Below are 20,361 nucleotides of genomic sequence, written 5' to 3'. Positions count from 1 at the left end.
ATCATTTGTACCGGAAAGCTAAAACCCATGCCGGCGAATGGCCTTCTGTACTAGACAGTGGCAGCGGGAAGTCAGCAGGGGCCAGCGAGTTTCATCGTTGTGTTTTCAGCACTCTTTATGAGTCTAAAAACATCGCCTGAGGTGCTGATTTGTGTAGTTGTGCCAATTCGGGATACAGTATGCGAGTGCCCAGCCGAGAGGCTGAACAAACACCCAGCCCGGGTGGCGGAATGGCAGACGCGCTAGCTTGAGGTGCTAGTGTCCTATTAACGGACGTGGGGGTTCAAGTCCCCCCTCGGGCACGGAACGAAGCCCCGTGCTTCACACCGTCGAAGATGATGATGTGAAGCACGGGGCTTTCTTATACCCGCGCCCCCTTATGCTCGCGCCTTAGTGGTTGCCTCGGCAGTTGGTTCCTTCTCCACCACAACTGTGGACTTCTTCTTCGACACGACATAGCTGTGCACACCCTTGATCAGGATGGGCGCCACAGACAGCGCGATGATAAGAAGCATGATCTTCTCAATCGAATCGGCAATGCCTGGAATATTTCCCAAGAAGACGCCGACTAGGTTCATGGAGAGCACCCAAGCCACTGCCCCGCTGACGTTCCATCCGATGAACTTCTTATAGGGCATTTCGGCCGTACCAGCGGCCACCGGGATAAAGGTGCGCACGATGGGCACGAAGCGTCCCAGCACCAATGCCAGCGGGCCATGCTTGCGGAAGAAGTTTTCCGCGGTGATGAGGTACTCCAGCTTGAGAAGCCGTGCATCCTGTTTAAACAAGCCACGCCCAAAGCGGTGCCCAATCCAATAGCCCACTTGATCACCAGCAATGGCAGCCACCATGCCCACCGTGATGAGCAGCCACAGCGAGACATAAAGCTCATCGCGCAAAATCGCAGCGGTCACTAGGAGTGAATCTCCCGGAAGGAACGGAAAGAGCACTCCTGACTCAATGAACACGACAAGGGCGATACCGCCTATGACCCACGGCCCAAAAGCCTCGAGCAAGGTAGCTGCGTCCATGTAGGACGTGAGGTTATGAAGAAAGTCCATGGTTACACTCCAGAAACTGCGGGTGTCAGGGCTGACACGATAGAAAGATGGTGAAATAAGAAATCGCTCCGCACGAATTTCATTCAAACTAAAAAGGTGGCAAAAGAACTAGCCAACGGTAAACAAGGGGGTAGGCCTCAAGGGCTATGCGGATGCGCACTGCTGATAAGTATCCTCCGTGGAAGCCTAGAATCTTGCATTGAATTGGGGCTTGCCAGCAAGTTGGCGCACTACTCCCAGTTCCTACCCAGACACCTCGACTCGAGGACATGCTTGGACTCAATGAGGTTTTTGAGCACTCTCGCATTAAGCTTGTAGCCCTATGAAAACTGGTTGGGTGCACAGCGTCGGTGACTTTTGTACGTCTTTGGCGCGCTCGGCCTGGCTAAGCTGCAGCCGCTGGACGTGGAAGCGTTGGGTGGCAGTAATCCTCACCGGCACGGCGCTGGTGCTTCTTGCCGTGCTTGTCGACGTCCCCTCGCTCGCCGCCCTCCGATCTTGGTCGCAGCACCTCGGGCCATGGTTTCTCATCGCTTTTACCGGCGCCTACATCGTCTTCACGCAGTTTCCCATCCCCCGTACGGTGTGGACTTTAGCCGCGGGACTCCTCTTTGGTCCGTGGCTTGGGTTGGTCATCTCCCTCGTCGCACTGACCATCTCAGCCACTGTTTCCCTGCTTATAGTCCGCAGCTTGCTTGGTGAATGGATTCGCCCGCACCTCACACACCCGGCGGTCTATGCCATCAACGCGCGCCTTGACCGCCGTGGTTGGTTGGCCGTGGCCTCTCTGCGAATGGTCGCGGGAGTTCCTTTTTCCTTATTAAACTATGTCGCGGCGCTCACCCCAATTTCGGTCCTGCAGTTTTCCATCGCCACTCTCATCGGTTCAATTCCAACCACCGCCATCGGTGTCTTCTTTGGGGACGCACTCACCGGTAGGGCAAGCCCCTACACGGTCATCGGCTTTGTCCTCGCCGCTGCACTCGGAATCGGCGGACTCATTCTAGACACGCGCTTGCCGCTCGAGCCCGGCATGCAGCGACCGGTCAAGCGCAAGGGGTAGACTAAACGTAGTTTCTCGCTGGAAGGAGTCTCTCAACGTGCTAGCAGTCCATGCCCGCTACCGCGGCCGCTCGGTACGCCGCGCCGATTTGGTCCAACGCTCCGCTGCTGCGCTTTCCACACTAGAAGGCATCGGTGAATTCGAGGTCCTTGGCGTCGAAGATATTTGCGCCGTTGCCTACTCCTCTTCCGCGGTCTGCGATGTCGTCATGGCGCTTCTTGCAGACGGTGACTGGGCCATCGGTATCGGTGTTGTCCCGGGCGAGGGCGCGGGAGATGCCGAGACGCGCGCCGTCGCTACCGCTGCTGTGAAGGGATCGGCACGCGCGGGGCATGTCTACGCCAAGGTTGATCAGCGCGGGCGGGCACAGGAAGCGCAGGATATTGCAGCGGCCTTTGCTCTCCTCGGCTTCGTACTCAATAAGCGCACGATGGAGGGCCGCGAGGCTACATCCCTGGTGCGCGGAGGGTTGAACCAGAACGAGGCCGCCGAGGAATTGGGTATCTCCAAACAGGCTATGTCCCAGCGCCTACAGGCGGCAGGCTGGGCAGCGGAAACCGCCGGATGCCAGCTCGCGGTGAATCTCATCGACCGCGCAAACTCGAACTAAAGGAGATCTTCTTTGCGCAGCTGCGGCGTCGTGACGAAGTCTACGAGGCGTTCTACAGCGCCGATGAGTGTGGAATCGAGATCCCGGAAGGAATTTACGGCATTATAAACACGGCTCCAGCCTTCCTTGGGATCGGACCAGCCCGTTCGCCGGCAGATACCAGTCTTCCAGTCCTCCCCATAGGGAACTTCAGGCCAGGCGCGCAGCCCTAGGCGCTCGGGTTTGACGGCTGCCCAGATATCAATGAAAGGATGTCCGGTCACGAGCACGTGCTCGCCTACCGTTTGCGTCAACCGCGTTTCCTTCGATCCTTCTACGAGGTGATCCGCTAGGACTCCCACTCGGCGCCCAGGCCCGGGCTGGAATTCAGCGAGGCGTTCCTCGAGGTTGTCCAGACCCTCAAGGTATTCGACCACCACGCCCTCTACTCGCAGGTCGTGCCCCCAGACCTTCTCCACGATCGCCGCATCATGGATACCTTCGACCCAAATGCGCGATGGCGCGGCTACTTTCGCCTCGAGGTTCTCAACGCGGCGCGATCCAGAATTCGACTTTCTGGGCGCCTGCTTCTCGACGTATCTCGTCAGCGTCACAGGCTGCCCCTCCAAAAGGAAGCCGCCCTTGACGAGTTTGAATACTCTCTCGGCACCGTGACGATCTTCGAGGCGCACGACTGGCCCCCACGCGGTCTTGTCAACGCCCATCACCGCCCCCACGAAATCGTCTCCCCGAACCTCGACGACCAGCCCAGGTTCTGCGGGCACCTCGGGGTATTCGGATTTCTTGTTGCGTGCATGTCCGGCGAAAATATCGCCACCGTAAGGGTCCCGGGAATTCAAGCTCATAGCGGTCTACCCTATCGTCTACACTGTCCAGCCATGGATATGCGCGCCGAAGTCTGGTCCCCCGTGCAAAACGTCGCCGTCTGGCTTGGCGCGTGGCTCTGGGGACACGAATCCACCGATGATTTCCTTGACGCCCTCCGCGAGTTAGGCGGGGATCAGCAGGGAGCGAACGGAGAACCCTTCCTCGATGTTATGTCACTTCTTCGACGCGAAACCGGCTCCATTATCGAGGACGGTGAACGTGAGCCACTCCTGCGACTCATCCTTTCCGGCCCGGGCGAGGCGCCAGCACTACCGGCGGGCTCGGAATCGGCGCGTGCAGCGGCTAAAAACCCGGCTGGTGCTATCGTGGTGCGGACCAACGCTAGAGACCGTCATATAGTATTGGTGCCTTCTTATGCCAACGGAGCCACCCAGTGGATGGTAATTGAGGAAATTGCTGCGCTCCCCTCACCTGCGTGGCTAAGTCCGGGCGAGGCTGATGCTCTATTGAGCGCCGCGACAAATGAGTCCGCAGCACTCATCGAAGCTCTGGGCTACCGCAGCGATGCTCTCCCCAATCCGCGGTTGACGGTGGGAACTCTCAGTGACTTCTATGACACTCCGGGCCTACCCGCTGCAGTACCGGGGCGCGCGGCGAAACTTTTTGCGCGCGCTGATCGCGTCGCGGCCATCATCGAGACGGTGACCGACCGCATCCAGGACCACAGTCTCGATCCACAGCTGCTGCGCCTATGGCGCCACATCCGTCAAGCGCGAATGGCTGGTGTGGCCTACGCGCTCACGGATTTCGCGCGTTAATGCGGCTTGTGCAGCGACCAAATATCGCAGCACCCTTCAGCGCAGGGAGCACCATCGACGGTGCAGCCTTGGACAGTGACGTCTCCGAGAGAAACGGGCTCAGTTCCCTGCTCGAGCTCATCGATGAGGTCCACGATGAGCGAGGCGAAACGAGCGGTTGGCCCCGCGGTGCGGGTGCGATAGACGCTAACACCCATCTCTTCGGCGGCTTGCTTCAGTTCTGAATCGAGGTCCCAGATGACCTCCATATGATCGGAGATGAATCCGATGGGACACACGACGACACTGTCGACACCGTCCTCCTGGTGGATGAGCGTCGTATGGTCGACGATGTCCGGCTCTAGCCACGGAGTAGCCGGGTTGCCGGACCGTGACTGCCATACAAGGTCATAGTCCTTCACCCCTGCTGCCTCGGCGACGAGACGGGAGGCTTCCGCTACCTGGCGGGAGTAAATGTGCTTATCTCCCTCAGCACCCCCTACTGCATCGTGCGCCGTCGGAACTGAGTGAGCAGTAAACAGCATGCGGGTGCTAGCCAGCTTGTCTTCTGGGACCTGTGCGTAAGCGTCTCGGACGGCGGCAGCCATTTCCTCAACGAACTTCGGGTGATCGAAGAACTGACGAAGCTTTGTGAAAGTCATGGTGGGCAAGTTCTTGTCCTCGACGTACTTGCGCAAAGCGATGATGTCTTCGTTGTATTGCCGGCAGGCGCTGTAGCCGCCCCACGCCGAGGTGGCAAAGACAGCCACGTTGCGCACTCCGTCGGCAGCCATCCTTTCGACAGCTTCTGTTCCGAAGGGATGCCAGTTACGGTTGCCAAAGTAGACCGGTAGATTATGTCCGCGAGCCTCGAGCTCCGCGGCTACGTTGTCAATAATCTCTCGGTTCAATTCGTTCAGTGGGCTTTTACCGCCGAAGTGGAAGTAGTGCTCCCCTACTTCTACGAGACGCTCGCGCGGAATGCCGCGTCCACGGGTAACGTTCTCCAAAAACGGGACGACCTCCTCGTTTGCTTCCGGGCCACCGAAAGAAAGAACGAGGAGGGCGTCGAATGAAGAGGGCACCGAATCGGTGCTGTGGGCGTTGCCCTGGGCAGTACGCAGTGTGTCAGTCATGCAGCCCAGTCTAGCAACGGGCTGTGCTAGATCAGTCGCACGGCATAGGGAGCCATGCCGCCTTGGCGCACAGGGGTAATGCTGACGTTTTGACCAGACTGCGGGGCTTCAACCATCGTGCCATCGCCGAGGTAGATCGCCACGTGTTGGTTGCCGTTTGGGCCGTAGAAGATTAGGTCACCACGCTTCATCTCACTCGGTGCGATCTTGGTCCCCTTCTGGTACTGGTAGCCGGTGTAGTGCGGCAGGGAAATGCCTACTCCGGCAAAGGCATAGAGAACCAGGCCCGAGCAATCAAAGCCGACCTTGTTGTAGTCACCGTGGGAATCCGCTACGCCGCCGTCACGAATGCCCTGGGTGGGACCGTTTGCATCGCCACCGCCCCACGCATAAGGAACACCAACCTGAGACGTCGCACGCTCAATGACAGTCTCTATCTTTGCCTCACGAGAGGCATCACCCAGTGACTCGGAAGCCTTATCCGTGACAGTATCGGTTGTGTCGAGCGGATCCAGCACACCGGAAACCTCGGACGCCAGAGCGTCTTCAGCCGAAGTTGCGGAAGCTGAATCGCTTGCCTCCGAGGTGCTTGTGCCTTCGCCTTGGAGGGCAAAAAGCTTCGAGGAGCCTTCGACCAAAGCGTCGATCTCGTCCTGGCTCAAGCTGTTGTTGTGGCCTGGCTGAGAAGCAGCGACCAAGGAAGCTACGGTGCCTACCGCGCCGATGCCCAATGCAACGGTCTCAGCATCGATCCCGCTCGGGTCGAAGGAGCTTCCGCTGCCGCCTGAAGTTGGCTCCCCCTCAGCGGAGCTTGCAGTGCTTGTCGACGACAATTCTTGCACGTTCGGATCGTTAGCCACAGTGCTTGCAGCGCTCGAGAGCGCATCCACGTCTTCAGCAGAAACGGAGGGCGTAGAGCGTTGTGATTGCAAAGTAGGGTTCTTCGCTTCAGCGGCTGAAGGGCCGGTGGCCGGGACGGAATCGGACTCTGGGGCCGACTTTGTGGAGTCATCGGCTGGAGCCGTAGTTGTGTCCTGAGTATCGGCCTTCTCCGGTAAGGACAAGGCTCCATCATTGACGTTAGTTCCAGCGTCTGGGCTTGACTTTTCGGATTTGTCAATACCCCTAGCTTGATTAAGGGCCTTGTGGAGAGATGAGAGTTGAGAGAGAAGATCCTCACGCTCGGCTGCAGATTCTTCAATTGAAGCTTCGGAAGCGGAGAGCTGTTCGCGTGCAGCGGACTCGGCGTCGGCCGCCTTGTCTGCGCGCTCCTCAGCCAACTGCTGGGTCTTGCGTAGCTGCGACTCCTTGTTGGCCTTCTCCGTGCGCTCCTTTTCCAGATCGCTAACAACAGCCTGTTGCTTCTCTGATTGCGAGCGGAGGTAGGACTGGCGCTCCAACATATCCGAGCGAGCATCCTTGCCGGCCGCATGGGAAACGGCATCAGAGGTATTTGCTCGGCGATAGGCAGAGCGTGAGACCTCGTCCAGCTTGGACTGCGCATCGGCGACGTCTGCCTGGGCATTATCAAGCTCCTGGCGAGCCGTCGTGGTTCCCTGGCGAGCCTGAGCTGCCTTGGTGCGAGCGTCATTGAGATCAACGAGCGCCCGGTTGACGGTTTCACGCTGGATGCCGATTTCGGCTTCCGCTTGCGCGATACGTTCCTCAATCTGGGCGATGGCGCCGGCGAGATCAGCGATGGATGGACTATCAGAGGACAGCAGCGACTCGATATTGAGCTGCTCAGGCTCCTCCGCCACTGCAGGGGTCAGCGAAGAAGCAGTAGACAAGGCGGCGGTGGTCGCAATGGCAGCAAAAGCTGCCTTGAAGCGCTGGAAGCCAAAAGACGATGTGGTGGCCACGAGAGTTATCTCCTAGGCACCTACCTCATTGGAACTGTCATGCAGACATGCATGCCCGACATCGAGCGGTACAGGCAACGAGTCAGCCATGCAAAACGGTAGTTAAGGTACACATAGCTGGCTCGGACTTCCCGCAGGATGTTACGACGATGGTTACGCCCAAAGGAATAGTAAAACTGAAGAGGCTGGCGCCAGGTACTAACCGGGGTATGCCGACGCGGGTTACCGTAGATGATAACTGCCGACTTCACGACAATGTAGGTCGAATAAGTTGGGCTGCACCATCACTGACACAAAGCAACACGATACTGCGTAGCGTTTCGTGTGTGCACCAACATCAAGTCGGACCGCTCTATAAAGCCAGTCAGACTGCACACTCACGGGGCTCGTTCTGCTCCGCGTAGGGCGCGCTTAAATATGACTGCGCGATCCGACGATGAGGGGGCACACACCTGAATCTGGCGATAAGTCCTATGTCGGTTCCTCCTCGCTCGGCGCCGCGCTCATGGAGAGGTCGCGCCTCGCGCCAATAGTGGCGCATGCGCAAGCCCTCAGGGCTGGCACCCAACCGGAAACCGATGGAACCCAGGCCGACGCAGCCCTCAATAAAGGCATGCGTATGAAGTGTATGAAGCCTCTTCCACTCGGGAGGTAGGTGTTTCGATATCTAAAAAATTTGAACACTGATACCGACTGCGCCGAGCAAACAGTACTGCTATGCGCATCAACATCGTGGTGCGACGGTCATCCACCAGGCGGTGAACCTCAACAGTTCCCTTCGCTCGTGGCGTGCTTCCCCACATACCCGTGCGACAAATCAGTTGAGAGTCAAGGCTTGGTCCATGAACGTATGGAGCAATAGTCAACCCGTGAGTCGATACGTGAACCATACGTCACCGACACGCCTTCCCGCACACTTTCCCCATCTTTCACATAAGCCACGCTTGACCACACGTCATTACAGACGCACCTAACCTGCAATGATATTGTTACCAAGGTGTGATTGTGATGTTCCTCACGTTGCTACCGAGCTTCGCCCGTTCTACCTGTCGGGTAACAACCCCTAGGTCATGTCCCGAGACTTGCCTAGGGCCCCTTTTCCTTAGGGCTGAACCCCCTAGAGGCATGCCATTCGGAGGGTGTTTAAGGAAGCGGTATTTGCGCGCGATGTTCCCTTGACCTTTGGCCTGCGAGCCCTGCCTCACTACACCAACTTCGGCCCTGGGATCGGCCGCTCGCCGGCCGAAGATTTTGCCCTCCCGCAGGAGGGGAAATGTCCGCCCGGCGCCTGCCTCGGTTCCTATGGCGCTCCTAGCTCTGGCGCTCGCGGGCATAGTGGCAACCACTCCCCCGCCAAAAAATCAAGGCTTAGTGGTTGATTTTCGCCACTTCCCTACTCCACTGCACTGCAGGGCGGCACGTGTTCGGCGGCGTTCTCGCGCCTAGTGTCCGACTGGTTCAGCCTTCTTTGTGGCTGTCCGGAAACTCACCCATCCGGCGATCGCCGCCACGCCAAATACAACCGCCAAAATCAACAACCACGGCACGGAAAACTGATCTGCAACGGCATAAAAATCATTAAGCAGGGTCACCTGATCGAGTCCAGTGGGAAGCGAATCTTCGGCCGCTTCTAGGGCTGCCCGGTCATAAGAATTACTGACAGCAGACACCCGCATCGGCGCCTGAAGAATTACGGTGTCAAGTCCCGTTTGTTCTTGAAGGGTTGTGGCCAGATCGCGGAGATCTGGAATCTTCTCCGGAAAAACATCTACGACAGCAATGCCGTGGTTGGGCTGGAGGGAGGCTGCGATGTGGGCTTGGAGGTCGTCGTCAAGCGCTAGCTCCGGATTGGAGAATGCCACGCCATCGGCCGAGAGCTGATCGGCGATGTCATCAACGTCTACGCCCGCAGGGATCATTCGCCTCTCCTTAATCTCTAGCCAACATGCATGTTGAAACCTGGATTGCCCCGCTTGGCACCACAGGTCGCCGCGCTCATTTCTTTGAGGGGGCGCGTCCCCCTTCTGTTGGTCCCGACTGAGCCTAAACCGTGCGGCGTGGCCGAGGTGGGCGACTCGCCGCTACCCCCGAAATGTAGGAAACAGAACGCTCGTACTGTTATGCTGGTGTCGACCGAGGGTTCTTACATCTACAATAGATACGGAACATTAGCGTTCTGAGACTGTCGAAATTCCTGGCCCCAGTTGGTTGCTAGGGCATGCCGGCAAGTTCGATGAACCTTCGACCAGTGTTCGATAACCCACAAGCAAAAGCAAGGAATGGAGCTCCTTATGACTGAAAGCCTGAACTCCTTCGGTGCCAAGAAGACTCTTGAGGTCAACGGTAAGTCTTATGACTACTTCGACATCAACGCAGTCGAGGGCCTGGAGAAGCTTCCTTACTCTCTCAAGGTGTTGGCTGAGAACCAGCTGCGCTACGAGGACGGGAAGAACGTAACCAAGGATCACATCAACGCTTTGGCGAATTGGGATCCGTCCGCTGAGCCGGATACCGAGATTCAGTTCACCCCGGCCCGTGTTCTTATGCAGGACTTCACCGGTGTCCCCTGCGTGGTGGACCTGGCTACCATGCGTGAGGCTATCTCCGCCCTCGGCGGCAAGCCGGACCAGGTGAACCCGCTCAACCCGGCTGAGATGGTTATTGATCACTCCGTCATCGTCGAAGCCTTTGGCTCCACCGAAGCTCTAGAGAAGAACGTTGAGATCGAGTACGAGCGCAACCAGGAGCGTTACCAGTTCCTGCGCTGGGGTGCTGAGAACTTCTCCAACTTCCGCGTTGTTCCTCCGGGAACCGGTATCGTCCACCAGGTCAACATTGAGTACCTCTCCCGCGTTGTCTTCGACAACGATGGTGTTGCTTACCCGGATACCTGCATCGGTACCGACTCCCACACCACCATGGAGAACGGTCTGGGTATCCTGGGCTGGGGCGTCGGCGGCATCGAGGCCGAGGCTGCAATGCTGGGCCAGCCGGTGTCCATGCTGATCCCGCGCGTCGTGGGCTTCAAGCTCACCGGCGAGATTCCGACCGGTGTGACCGCAACCGACGTGGTTCTGACCATCACCGAGATGCTGCGTCAGCACGGCGTCGTTCAGAAGTTTGTTGAGTTCTACGGCAATGGTGTGAAGTCGGTGCCGCTGGCCAACCGCGCCACCATCGGCAACATGTCTCCTGAGTTCGGTTCTACTGCCGCGATCTTCCCGATCGACGAGGAGACCATCAAGTACCTCGAGCTCACCGGCCGCCCGCAGGAGCAGATCGACCGCGTCGAGGCATACGCCAAGGCACAGGGCATGTGGCTGGAGCAGGATGCTCCGGAGGCAGAGTACTCCGAGTACCTCGAGCTGGACCTGTCCACTGTTAAGCCCTCCATCGCCGGCCCGAAGCGCCCGCAGGACCGCATCCTCCTCTCCGAGGCCAAGGAGCAGTTCCGTAAGGATCTGCCGACCTACGCTTCCGGCGAGGTTGTTGCAGACGAGTCCACCATCGAGGCAAAGCGCATGACCTCCGAGGGCGGCGACGAGAATGCCCTCGTCGACGTTACCGGTGGCCTGAACAAGTCCCGCGCAGGCGAAGGCGAGTCCGCAGCCAAGGGCGGCTCCGGCCGCCAGTCCAACCCGGTTACCGTCACCTCCCCGAACGGTGGCGAGTACACCTTGGACCACGGCATGGTTGCTATCGCTTCCATCACCTCCTGCACCAACACCTCTAACCCGTCCGTCATGGTTGGCGCTGGCCTCATCGCCCGCAAGGCGGCCGAAAAGGGCCTGAAGTCCAAGCCGTGGGTCAAGACCATTTGTGCCCCGGGTTCCCAGGTTGTTGACGGCTACTTCCAGCGCGCAGACCTCTGGAAGGATCTGGAGGCGCTTGGCTTCTACCTCTCCGGCTTCGGCTGCACCACCTGTATCGGTAACTCCGGCCCGCTACCGGAGGAAATCTCCAACGCCATCAACGAGCATGATCTGGCTGCTACCGCGGTGCTGTCCGGTAACCGTAACTTCGAGGGCCGCATCTCCCCGGACGTCAAGATGAACTACTTGGCATCCCCCATTATGGTCATTGCCTACGCTATTGCCGGCACCATGGACTTCGATTTCGAGACCCAGCCGCTGGGCCAGGATCAGGATGGCAACGATGTCTTCCTGAAGGACATCTGGCCTTCCCCGCAGGAGATCGAAGACACCATCCAGCAGGCCATCTCCCGTGAGCTCTACGAGGCAGACTACGCTGACGTGTTCAAGGGCGATGACGCATGGCGCAGCCTCGATGTCCCGGAGGGTGAGACCTTCAAGTGGAATGAGGACTCCACCTACATCCGCAAGGCACCGTACTTCGACGGCATGCCGACTGAGCCGGAACCGGTTCAGGACATCAAGGGCGCTCGCGTTCTGGCTAAGCTCGGTGACTCCGTAACCACCGACCACATCTCCCCCGCTTCCTCCATCAAGCCGGGTACCCCGGCGGCTCAGTACCTGGATGCCAACGGTGTGGAGCGCCAGGACTACAACTCCCTGGGTTCCCGTCGCGGTAACCACGAGGTCATGATGCGCGGTACCTTCGCCAACATCCGCCTCCAGAACCAGCTGGTCGACGTCGCCGGTGGCTACACCCGTGACTTCACCCAGGAGGGCGCACCGCAGGCCTTCATCTTCGACGCCTGCGAGAACTACAAGGCAGCCAACATCCCGCTGGTTGTCCTTGCTGGCAAGGAGTACGGCACCGGTTCCTCCCGCGACTGGGCTGCTAAGGGCACCAACCTGCTTGGCGTGAAGGCTGTCATCACTGAGTCCTTCGAGCGCATTCACCGCTCGAACCTCATTGGTATGGGCGTCATCCCGCTGCAGTTCCCAGAGGGCGAGTCCCACGAGTCCCTGGGCCTGGACGGCACCGAGACCTTCGATATCGAGGGAATTGAGGCTCTTAACGAGGGCGGCATTCCGAAGACGGTTCACGTGACCGCCACCAAGGAATCCGGCGAGGCCGTTGAGTTCGATGCCAAGGTTCGCATCGATACGCCTGGTGAGGCCGACTACTACCGCCACGGCGGCATTCTGCAGTTCGTTCTGCGCCAGATGGTCAAGGCCTAAACCAGCCTTGCACCCCATGCGGGGACGCCGGCAACGGATAGCCCCGCATAACTAGGCAAAAGGCCAGCTAGCAACAACGAGTGCTGGCTGGCCTTTTCTATTTCCTAACCTCTACGTACTTTCATCACCTGTCTATCCACCGCTGTGCTTTAAGGAGCGAGATTCCAGCCATGCCGATTATGAGCGACTCCGAACTTCATCGCCGCCGCAACGACATCCTGGTTGGGGCACGAAAATGCTTCGCAGAGCACGGCTATGACGGTGCTACAGTCCGCCGCCTTGAAGAAGCCACGGGTAAATCGCGCGGGGCTATCTTTCACCACTTCGGCGATAAAGAGTCTCTCTTTTTGGCCCTGGCCCGGGAAGACGCGGCCCGCGAGGCCGAGGTCGTGGCAAACAACGGTCTGGTCGAGGTTATGAGCGAAATGCTGCGGCACCCTGAGCGCCACGACTGGTTGGCCACACGTCTGGCCGTTACCTCGATGCTGCGCACCGATCCGTCTTTCGCCGCTCGGTGGCACGAGGAACAGGAAATTCTAGATAAGGCAGTCCGCGCCCGCTTGGAGTCCAACGCCGAAAAGGGTCGTCTGCGCGATGACGTCTCCATCGATACCCTCGTGACATATCTGGAGACTTTCATGGACGGTTTTATCAACCGCCTTGCGCTGGGAGACACAAAAAATCTAGAGCAGGTGCTCTCCTTGGTAGAGCAATCGATTCGCGGCTCCCGCGCCGAGCACTAAGCGTTTAGCACTCGGTGGCGGAGTGTGATTGACGCTACACTGTGGCCCATGGACCATACTCCCCTACAGCTTCCGCGGACGCAGTGTGGAATTAGTCTAAACGCCACACCCCGGCTTGCTCCGAAAGAACAGCGCGCCCACGATGCTCAGCCGAACCCGCGAATAGATAGTTCAGGGTTCCGCGAGGTCATCGAGGCGGCTGGGCCACTGCCTGGGCGCCTCACGTTTGGTAACGTCTCTGTCTGGGCATTTATCGGTATGGTTGGGCTGCTTATGTGCACCATGTCGTTTTCGTTCTTCGTTGGCACTGTTGTTCCTCGAACCAGCTACTCAGACGTAGGCATATTTGCGCTTATCCCAGTCATTATTTGTTTCGTCAGCCTGATGTTTTTCGTTATTGGTTTACGGAATATTCTCAAGGAAGTCGGAAACGCGCGGCGTTTGCGCACTGCATGGCGCAACGGCTGGGTGGAATACCGGCCCGCTCTTATTGGCGAGCTTCTGTACTTACGCAGCGAAACCGAGGGCCCCGATGACCGTAAGCGGACCTATTTCTATTACTCGGCGCCATTAATGATCCTGCAGCCAGACGGCTCTCTAGTGAACGCAATGTCCGGTGAGTTCCGCGCTGGCAATCCGAACTGGCTGAGATCACGGGGCGCCGCGCTCGCTGAGGGCTCCCGGTTAGCCACCGTGGATACCGCGCACAATAATGGATGGACCGTCGCGGCTTACCGTGCTGATGGATCAAGTTCGGAGGCGGAACTATCCAGCGGTCTTACCAGCGGCCAAGTTGATGCCGTGCTCCAATTCGCTGAACAACGTTGGGTGCGCTAGCTCTCCCCGATTGAGTTTAGGTGCCTTCCTTTGGGGGCTAGTCCCCAGCCGCCCAAGGTCACTGAAAAAATGGGAGTGAGGACCATTAAGCTGTGACCCATGACTCACTCGCCTATGCAGCTTCCCCGCACTCCGTTGAAGCTTCCTTCAACTAGCGCAGAGTCCCTCGCGCCTAAGGCCTTGAAGGACCATGACCAGCAGCCTAACCCAGACACGGATCGCAGCGGCATCCGCGAGGCTATTGATAGCGTCGGAGCTCCCATCGGTCAATCCAACGTCGGCACAATTGTCGTTGGCTTTATTCTCACCTTCATTGGCGGTTCGGCACTACTTTTCTCGGTGGCTCACGCGCTCTTAATTTCGGTCCTGTTTCCCGGAGCTGAGGGAACGATTGGGAAAATTCCGATAGCCAGCCTTATCACTGGGGCTAGTGCCTTAGTGTTTATCATTATCGGAGTCTTGATTCTGCGGGGTCGCGTGGTAGCTAGGACGAGGCTTCGCACCGCGTGGGCGAATGGATGGATTGAGTACCGGCCAGCGCTGATCGGTGAGCTGATCTACAGGCGCCACGTCGACTACAACGACACCACCGACTATTACTACACCGCCCCGATACTGATCTTGCAGCCGGACGGTTCTTTGACGAAAAGCATGACCGAAGAATTCATTGCTGCAAACCCGAACTGGCTGAAGCTGCGTGGCCGGCTGCTCGCCGACGGGCCACGTGTTGCGACCGCCGATTTCAACCACAACAACGGATGGGGCGTGGTGGGGTACCGGGCAGATGCAGCCAACCCGCAGCCAGAACTGCACAATGGTCTGCGCCAAAAGAACATTGAAGCAGCGCTGTCTTTTGCAGAGCGGAACTGGGTAAGAGGCTAGTGATCAGGACCTCCCTGCCTAGAATGCCCGCCCTAGTAGAAACTGATAAGCATGTCTGACCACGCTTTAGCTCCATTCGACTTCCCGGAACATCACTACTCCGAGAGGCTCATTCCCCGCACTCGTCGTTCTGTGTCCGCCCCGAACTTGAGAGCAAGCACATCTAGCATCGCTCGCGCGATCGCAGCGGCTGGGCCACTCCCCGGCGGGGCCGCACCTGAATGGCGAAGTCTACGGATCAATCTCATCACGGCGGTGGTGGGCCTTGCTATCGCACTATCAGCCATTATCGGCGAAGATATGTCTATTAGTTCCGGATGGCAGGGATTGGCCGTTGCAGTATTCGTCCTTGTCCTCGTCGTGGCGGCCGGTCGGAACATTCGAGCAATTCGGAGTTCTACGTGGGGTGCTCGCCGCCTACGGACGGCGTCGGAAAATGGATGGATCGAGTATTATCCCGCGTTGCTCAGCGAGATCTGGCAAACAGGTCGACACGTGCCGCACGCGGATCCCACCGAGTACTACTACAAGGCGAAGGTACGCATTTTCCTTCCAGACGGCACAGCTCAAGAAATCATCAGCGATGAGTTTGAGTCCCACACTTCTCCCCGCTCCTTCCGGCAGCAGGGAGTAGCCGTGGTACGGTTCCAAAGCCAAGCGACGTTCAAGCACCCCACAGGGTGGTATATCGCGGCCCACCTGTCCACAAAGCCACTTCGTTATACGAGCCTCCACCACCAATTGAGCAGAGAGCAAGTCATCGCCGCGCTTGATGCGGCGGCATCCGCTCGATTTTAGATATCCTTCACGCTGCCTTCACCATCGATAAACTCCAGCGGCGAGTCTGGGAAGCTTTCGCGGCCAGCGACCTCGGTGACCACCTCAGCGACAAGCTCCCGGGAGGTAGTCAGTTTACCGGTGCGCTCTGCGTCCTTATCTAGTACGGTGATGCCGCGCGAAGGCTCCTCCGTCAGGGCGGCCGGGCCAAGGATAAGGTAGTCAAGGTCCGTGGAATTGAGCTTGTTGTCCACTGCCTTTTTGGACTCCACGTAGGCGTACCACTTCTCATCCGCAGGATTGGTCGTGTTCTCCGTGGCACCCATGTAGGAAATCATGATGTAGGCCGGAGTGTTCTTACCCTCGGCAGCAAGCTTTTCTAGACCCGCAATCGATGCCAGCGCCGCATCACGGTCGACCGCCCAGGTCACCTCCGCGCCAGCACGGCCACCGTTTCCGGCGCCCCACACGACGACGTCATAGTCAGCCAAAAGCTCTGCCCAGTCTTCCACAGAAAGCTCGGTGAGATCGCGCACCACTGCGGTGGCACCGAGGGCCTCAATATCAGAGACCTGGTCCGGGTTGCGGATGAGGGAATGGACGGTGAGGTTGGCGTCGGCAAGCTTAGGCGCCGCCAAAAGCCCAACCTTGCCATGGCCGCCGATGTACAGAACCTTCTTGCGCGCAGTTGTTGTCGTATCAGTCATGTGCGCCACCGTACGCGCTATCCGATCTCTCTGCAGGACCCCAGAGCAGCTGGAAAAACGTACAGGCTACAATCTAGTCATGATCGCCATCATGACTGTTACCGGTGTTGATAACACCGGAATTATCTCCGCCGTATCCACCGCCCTCGCAGAACTTAACGTCAATATCGTTGATGTATCTCAGACGCTCATGTCTGAGTACTTCACCATGATCCTGCGCGTCGAATTCGATGAGAACGAGGTCAGCATCCAGCAGCTCCAGGAGCGGATGAACACCGTCGGTGAGTCCATCAAGCAATCCATTCGCGTGCAGTCGGAAGCACTGTTCACCGCAATGAACGAGATTTAGGGACGATAACCAGTCATGCTTAACCGCTTCAATACCGCCAGCATTCTCGACACCATCGAGATGATTGAGAAGTACCGTCTCGACATCCGCACCGTCACCATGGGCATTTCGCTGCTCGGCTGCACACGCCCCACCATGGAAGCCACCGCCGAGGCCGTGTACGACCTCGTGACATCCCGCGCCGCACACCTGGTTGAGGTATGCGAGGGAATCGAGGCCGAGCTCGGTATTCCGATCGTCAACAAGCGCATCTCTGTCACCCCCATCGCGCTCATCGTGGCCGGAGTCGAGGGAAACCCCGTGGACGTTGCCCGCGCGCTGGATCGCGCTGCCGCAGCGACCGGTGTTGACTTCGTCGGTGGCTACTCCGCGCTCGTCGAAAAGGGCGCAACGACCGCCGAAAAGGCGCTTATCCGTTCCATCCCGGAAGCGCTGGCTGAGACCAACCTGGTGTGTTCCTCGGTGAATATCGCATCCTCGCGCGCCGGCATCAACATGAACGCCGCAGCGCAGATGGGACGCATCATCAAGGAAGCTGCCGAGCTCACCAAGGATCGCAGCGCTATCGGCTGCGCCAAGCTCGTGATCTTCTCCAACTCCGTGGGCGATAACCCCTTCATGGCCGGCGCCTTCCACGGCATTGAAGAACCGGACTGCGTCGTATCTGTGGGCGTGTCCGGACCCGGCGTGGTCGATCGCGCGCTCGGATCCCTGGAGGGCGCCACCCTCAATGAGGTCGCCGAAGAAGTCAAGAAGGCAGCCTTCAAGGTCACACGTGCTGGTCAGCTCGTGGGTGAAATGGCCTCCGAGCGCCTCGGTGTGCCCTTCGGCATCATTGACCTCTCCCTCGCTCCCACCGCGGAACTGGGTGACTCCGTCGCGCACATCCTGGAGCACATGGGCCTCGACCAGGTGGGCACCCACGGCACAACGGCGGCGCTTGCCCTGCTTAACGACGCCGTGAAGAAGGGCGGCATGATGGCCTGCTCCCGCGTGGGCGGTCTTTCTGGTTCCTTCATCCCGGTATCGGAGGACAAGGGCATGATCGACGCGGTGCGCTCTGGTGTCATCTCCATCGACAAGCTGGAGGCCATGACCTCAATTTGCTCGGTGGGCTTGGACATGATCGCCATCCCGGGTGATACCTCCGCAGAAACTATCGCCGGCATGATCGCGGACGAAGCCGCCATTGGTGTGATGAACCATAAGACGACCGCCGTGCGCGTCATTCCTGCACCAGGCACCAAGGCTGGCGACGAGGTCAACTTCGGCGGCCTTCTGGGCTACGCTCCGGTCATCCCGGTCAACCAGGTGGGCAACTCCACCTTCATCAACCGCGGTGGCTTCATCCCGGCGCCGGTTCACGGTTTCCGAAACTAAGGCCTCAGTAACTCGGATTAGATTTCACCAAGCACTTGACCCTCACACTATGTGAGGGTTTAGCTTTGTTCTATGAAGATATCGGACGTCGCCGCGGTCGCTGGATGCTCAGTTCGTTCTGTACGACATTTACACGAGACGGGCGCAGTCCCTGAACCCGCCCGCACCAGCGGGAACTATCGCGACTATTCTGTTTCTGATTTGGCGTCGGTGCTGCGTGCACGTGCGCTTATCGACGCCGGCGTCCCGATCGCTGATGTCTCATCTCCCGATGCGGTCGAGCGCTCGTTTAGCATGCTGGATGAGCGAATTGCTCGGTTGCAGCAGCAGCGAGAACGCTTGCGCGCCCTTTCTCGAGCCCCCAAAGGGACTCCAGAGGATATACGGGACTCCCTCAACCAGGTCATCGAGGATCCGGCAATGCTTCAACTCGAACTAGATTCCTGGGATCTCATGGCACTTACCGGAGTAGCTACATCCGCCACCTGGGAGCAGCTTCGACAGAACCTCGCCGACGACGATTGCCTTGCAGCTCTCCGTGAAGGTGAAACCTTGTGGCGAGAGCTTGGCTCGCTGTCTCCGCAAGATCGTGGGGTTTCGCGCATTGTCGACAACCTGCAGTCCATACTTCCACGGGGCTTGATGCGAGGAATCTACCCAACGCTCCGGCCGGGCAACGCTCCGCTGACCGTGGCTGACACTCCGACAAAAGGTGCGCAAAGTGTAGCACTCGAGGCTTTGGTGGGAGGCTTACGTGGCTAACGTCTGGCGATTTGTGAAGAAGCATCCTGGATTTCGCCTTGCCAAGTATGAAGTGGGACTTTACCTGGACCTGTGGCGTTGGATGCGGGGCCAGACGTTGATCCCCACGGGCGCGGTGGCGCTTCCCCACCCTCCGGGCAGGCTTCAAATGCTTGGGTTTCTCACCGCGGTGTTGGTGGTTGAAATGATCGTTGTGCACCTTCTTCTGCCCGCGGGCGTTCTGCGAATTCTAGCGTTGCTCCTGTCGCTCTGGGCCATAATCTTTGTGTGGGGCTTAATCGCTGCCGAACGCATTCGACCTAGCTATGTCACCAACGAACTCACGGTTTTGCGGCGCGGAAACACTGTCTTCGTTGAGGTACCGATGGCTCTTGTTCGCAGCAAACGCGCGGACCGTACCTTCGAATCGGCGATTGTGATAAGAGAAGGTGAAATCACGGTCGGTGGCCCAGCTGGAACCGATACTCTCCTGCTCCTCAGCGAACCGGTCCAGGCATCGCCAGACCGATACCCGTGGCAGCGCGCTCTCACGACGGAGGTAACGAAGGTGCGCTTCTATGGCACTACTTCCCGGTAGTCGCTGACGTTGCGTAGTTGCTCCTCGAGCTCTGCGATCAACGGCAAGGTCAGCTGCGCACGTTCGTCATCAATTCCCCACTTCTCAGGTTCGCTGCGGACCAAGTTTCCCGTGGTCTTAAGGAAGTGGGTGAAGTTTTCCACCACTGCTCGGTTGCCGTTGCGTACGCCTTGGGCGAGGACGGTATCGCTCAGCCGCTCGATCCAGATTTCCAGAATATGGGGGGAGGTGCTCTTGGCAACCGTGGTGCAGGCGGCGCGCGCTAAGCGCACCCCCTCATCGTCATGCCACACTCCTCCGGGGGCGCGAAGGCGACACGAGATGATTGCTGCCGCTTCGACGGGCGGAATCAGTCCCTTGCGGACGCAGGTTTCTACGTAGTCGGCGCCATATCCAACGGCCATGATAGGACCGATGTCTTTGACAATGCCGCGAGTGTCCTCCTCTGTGACATACCACGCGCGGAAGGTGAGGTAGTCCTCGTAGTGAAAGTGGCCCGCCTCCGCGAGCACATTGAGCAGCTGGGCGGACAAGGCCTTGGTCCACACTTTGTCTGTACGCAGGTAACCGGTGAGGCGCTCCCGAATCTGGCCGAGGTGGCTGTCCCACTGGCCTGACTCAATGCCCTCTTTCAATTCGGTATAGGCCCAGTCCACGCGTACTTCGGGGCGCTTGCTCACTAGTCCGGTGAGCAATGGTTCGATGACGGAATCTAGGGTCGCGGCGGTGCTCATGGTCTCTTCCTCTCCAGCGGCGGCACGATGGGGTTTTACCACTTCTAGACCCTGTGCGTGGGAAGCGGAAGAACCCAAGAGAAGAGTCTTGAGCGGTGTGTGGTTGTGAGCCCGAGTCTAGCGCAGGAAGTAGAGCCAGGATAGAGCT

19 protein-coding genes and 1 tRNA gene are annotated in these 20,361 nt (G+C 58.6%); 13 read left to right on the top strand and 7 right to left on the bottom strand.

Annotated elements, in window-relative coordinates; all coding sequences use genetic code 11:
- Nucleotides 1-216 precede the first annotated feature (216 nt).
- A tRNA-Leu gene (locus HMPREF2978_RS03585) sits at nt 217-302 on the top strand.
- A gap of 75 nt (nt 303-377) precedes the next feature.
- Here HMPREF2978_RS03585 and HMPREF2978_RS03580 read toward each other — a convergent pair.
- Complete coding sequence (locus tag HMPREF2978_RS03580; RefSeq protein ID WP_070744099.1) at nt 378-1,061, bottom strand: DedA family protein; 684 nt, start codon at nt 1,059-1,061, stop codon at nt 378-380.
- Nucleotides 1,062-1,383: 322 nt separating this feature from the next.
- Between HMPREF2978_RS03580 and HMPREF2978_RS03575 the strand changes: the two genes are divergently transcribed.
- A complete protein-coding gene (locus tag HMPREF2978_RS03575) occupies nt 1,384-2,124 on the top strand; it encodes a TVP38/TMEM64 family protein (protein ID WP_070528304.1) in 741 nt (246 codons plus the stop codon).
- A gap of 37 nt (nt 2,125-2,161) precedes the next feature.
- Nucleotides 2,162-2,734, top strand: a complete 573-nt coding sequence (locus HMPREF2978_RS03570; protein WP_070528306.1) for a MarR family transcriptional regulator — start codon at nt 2,162-2,164, stop codon at nt 2,732-2,734.
- On the opposite strand, the gene HMPREF2978_RS03565 is transcribed toward HMPREF2978_RS03570, so the two are convergent.
- Complete coding sequence (locus HMPREF2978_RS03565) at nt 2,731-3,579, bottom strand: DUF3097 domain-containing protein (RefSeq protein WP_070528309.1); 849 nt, start codon at nt 3,577-3,579, stop codon at nt 2,731-2,733. The two genes, HMPREF2978_RS03570 and HMPREF2978_RS03565, sit on opposite strands and share 4 nt — an antisense overlap.
- 33 nt (nt 3,580-3,612) lie before the next feature.
- Between HMPREF2978_RS03565 and HMPREF2978_RS03560 the strand changes: the two genes are divergently transcribed.
- The gene (locus HMPREF2978_RS03560; RefSeq protein WP_070528314.1) at nt 3,613-4,380 is read left to right on the top strand and encodes a hypothetical protein; all 768 of its coding nucleotides are present in this window, start codon (nt 3,613-3,615) and stop codon (nt 4,378-4,380) included.
- Here the strand turns inward: HMPREF2978_RS03560 and HMPREF2978_RS03555 are convergent.
- The 3 genes from HMPREF2978_RS03555 to HMPREF2978_RS03545 all read right to left on the bottom strand — a co-directional run bounded on the left by HMPREF2978_RS03555 (nt 4,377) and on the right by HMPREF2978_RS03545 (nt 9,276).
- On the bottom strand, nt 4,377-5,495 hold the full coding sequence (locus HMPREF2978_RS03555; protein ID WP_070528316.1) for a ferrochelatase: 1,119 nt from the start codon (nt 5,493-5,495) through the stop codon (nt 4,377-4,379). The two genes, HMPREF2978_RS03560 and HMPREF2978_RS03555, sit on opposite strands and share 4 nt — an antisense overlap.
- A 26-nt stretch (nt 5,496-5,521) precedes the next feature.
- Nucleotides 5,522-7,357, bottom strand: coding sequence for a DIP1281 family NlpC/P60 protein (locus HMPREF2978_RS03550; RefSeq protein ID WP_070528319.1), 1,836 nt, complete (start codon nt 7,355-7,357; stop codon nt 5,522-5,524).
- 1,442 nt (nt 7,358-8,799) lie between these two features.
- Nucleotides 8,800-9,276, bottom strand: coding sequence for an Rv1476 family membrane protein (locus HMPREF2978_RS03545; RefSeq protein WP_070528329.1), 477 nt, complete (start codon nt 9,274-9,276; stop codon nt 8,800-8,802).
- A gap of 372 nt (nt 9,277-9,648) precedes the next feature.
- On the opposite strand from HMPREF2978_RS03545, the gene can reads away from it, so the two are divergent.
- The 5 genes from can (at nt 9,649) to HMPREF2978_RS03520 (ending at nt 15,725) form a co-directional block, all read left to right on the top strand.
- The gene (can, locus tag HMPREF2978_RS03540) at nt 9,649-12,465 is read left to right on the top strand and encodes an aconitate hydratase (RefSeq protein ID WP_210383648.1); all 2,817 of its coding nucleotides are present in this window, start codon (nt 9,649-9,651) and stop codon (nt 12,463-12,465) included.
- A 170-nt stretch (nt 12,466-12,635) separates the two neighbouring features.
- Nucleotides 12,636-13,208 (top strand): TetR/AcrR family transcriptional regulator, encoded by a 573-nt coding sequence (locus tag HMPREF2978_RS03535; RefSeq protein WP_070744097.1) that lies wholly within the window; start codon nt 12,636-12,638, stop codon nt 13,206-13,208.
- 48 nt (nt 13,209-13,256) lie between these two features.
- Nucleotides 13,257-14,045, top strand: a complete 789-nt coding sequence (locus tag HMPREF2978_RS03530; RefSeq protein WP_070529480.1) for a hypothetical protein — start codon at nt 13,257-13,259, stop codon at nt 14,043-14,045.
- Nucleotides 14,046-14,144: 99 nt separating this feature from the next.
- Nucleotides 14,145-14,927: a hypothetical protein gene (locus tag HMPREF2978_RS03525; protein WP_070528341.1), complete on the top strand. Its 783-nt coding sequence runs from the start codon at nt 14,145-14,147 to the stop codon at nt 14,925-14,927.
- 51 nt (nt 14,928-14,978) lie between these two features.
- Nucleotides 14,979-15,725 carry a hypothetical protein gene (locus HMPREF2978_RS03520; protein WP_070528342.1) on the top strand — a complete coding sequence of 249 codons (747 nt, stop codon included), beginning with the start codon at nt 14,979-14,981 and terminating at the stop codon, nt 15,723-15,725.
- On the opposite strand, the gene HMPREF2978_RS03515 is transcribed toward HMPREF2978_RS03520, so the two are convergent.
- On the bottom strand, nt 15,722-16,411 hold the full coding sequence (locus HMPREF2978_RS03515) for an SDR family oxidoreductase (protein WP_070744095.1): 690 nt from the start codon (nt 16,409-16,411) through the stop codon (nt 15,722-15,724). The genes HMPREF2978_RS03520 and HMPREF2978_RS03515 overlap by 4 nt on opposite strands.
- A gap of 79 nt (nt 16,412-16,490) precedes the next feature.
- Here HMPREF2978_RS03515 and HMPREF2978_RS03510 point away from each other — a divergent pair, with 79 nt between their 5' ends.
- From HMPREF2978_RS03510 to HMPREF2978_RS03495, 4 genes are all read left to right on the top strand, one after another.
- Nucleotides 16,491-16,760 carry an ACT domain-containing protein gene (locus tag HMPREF2978_RS03510; protein WP_010186707.1) on the top strand — a complete coding sequence of 90 codons (270 nt, stop codon included), beginning with the start codon at nt 16,491-16,493 and terminating at the stop codon, nt 16,758-16,760.
- 15 nt (nt 16,761-16,775) lie between these two features.
- A complete protein-coding gene (locus tag HMPREF2978_RS03505; RefSeq protein WP_070528352.1) occupies nt 16,776-18,140 on the top strand; it encodes a PFL family protein in 1,365 nt (454 codons plus the stop codon).
- A 72-nt stretch (nt 18,141-18,212) separates the two neighbouring features.
- On the top strand, nt 18,213-18,902 hold the full coding sequence (locus tag HMPREF2978_RS03500; RefSeq protein ID WP_070528355.1) for a MerR family transcriptional regulator: 690 nt from the start codon (nt 18,213-18,215) through the stop codon (nt 18,900-18,902).
- Nucleotides 18,895-19,479 (top strand): hypothetical protein, encoded by a 585-nt coding sequence (locus tag HMPREF2978_RS03495; RefSeq protein ID WP_070528359.1) that lies wholly within the window; start codon nt 18,895-18,897, stop codon nt 19,477-19,479. The genes HMPREF2978_RS03500 and HMPREF2978_RS03495 overlap by 8 nt, the downstream gene beginning before the upstream one ends.
- Here the strand turns inward: HMPREF2978_RS03495 and HMPREF2978_RS03490 are convergent.
- Nucleotides 19,458-20,213, bottom strand: a complete 756-nt coding sequence (locus HMPREF2978_RS03490) for a DUF2785 domain-containing protein (RefSeq protein ID WP_070528361.1) — start codon at nt 20,211-20,213, stop codon at nt 19,458-19,460. The genes HMPREF2978_RS03495 and HMPREF2978_RS03490 overlap by 22 nt on opposite strands.
- Nucleotides 20,214-20,361 lie beyond the last annotated feature (148 nt).

The organism is Corynebacterium sp. HMSC074C01 (assembly GCF_001814605.1).
Taxonomy (GTDB): domain Bacteria; phylum Actinomycetota; class Actinomycetes; order Mycobacteriales; family Mycobacteriaceae; genus Corynebacterium.
This window is presented reverse-complemented; position numbering and strand designations above follow the sequence as displayed.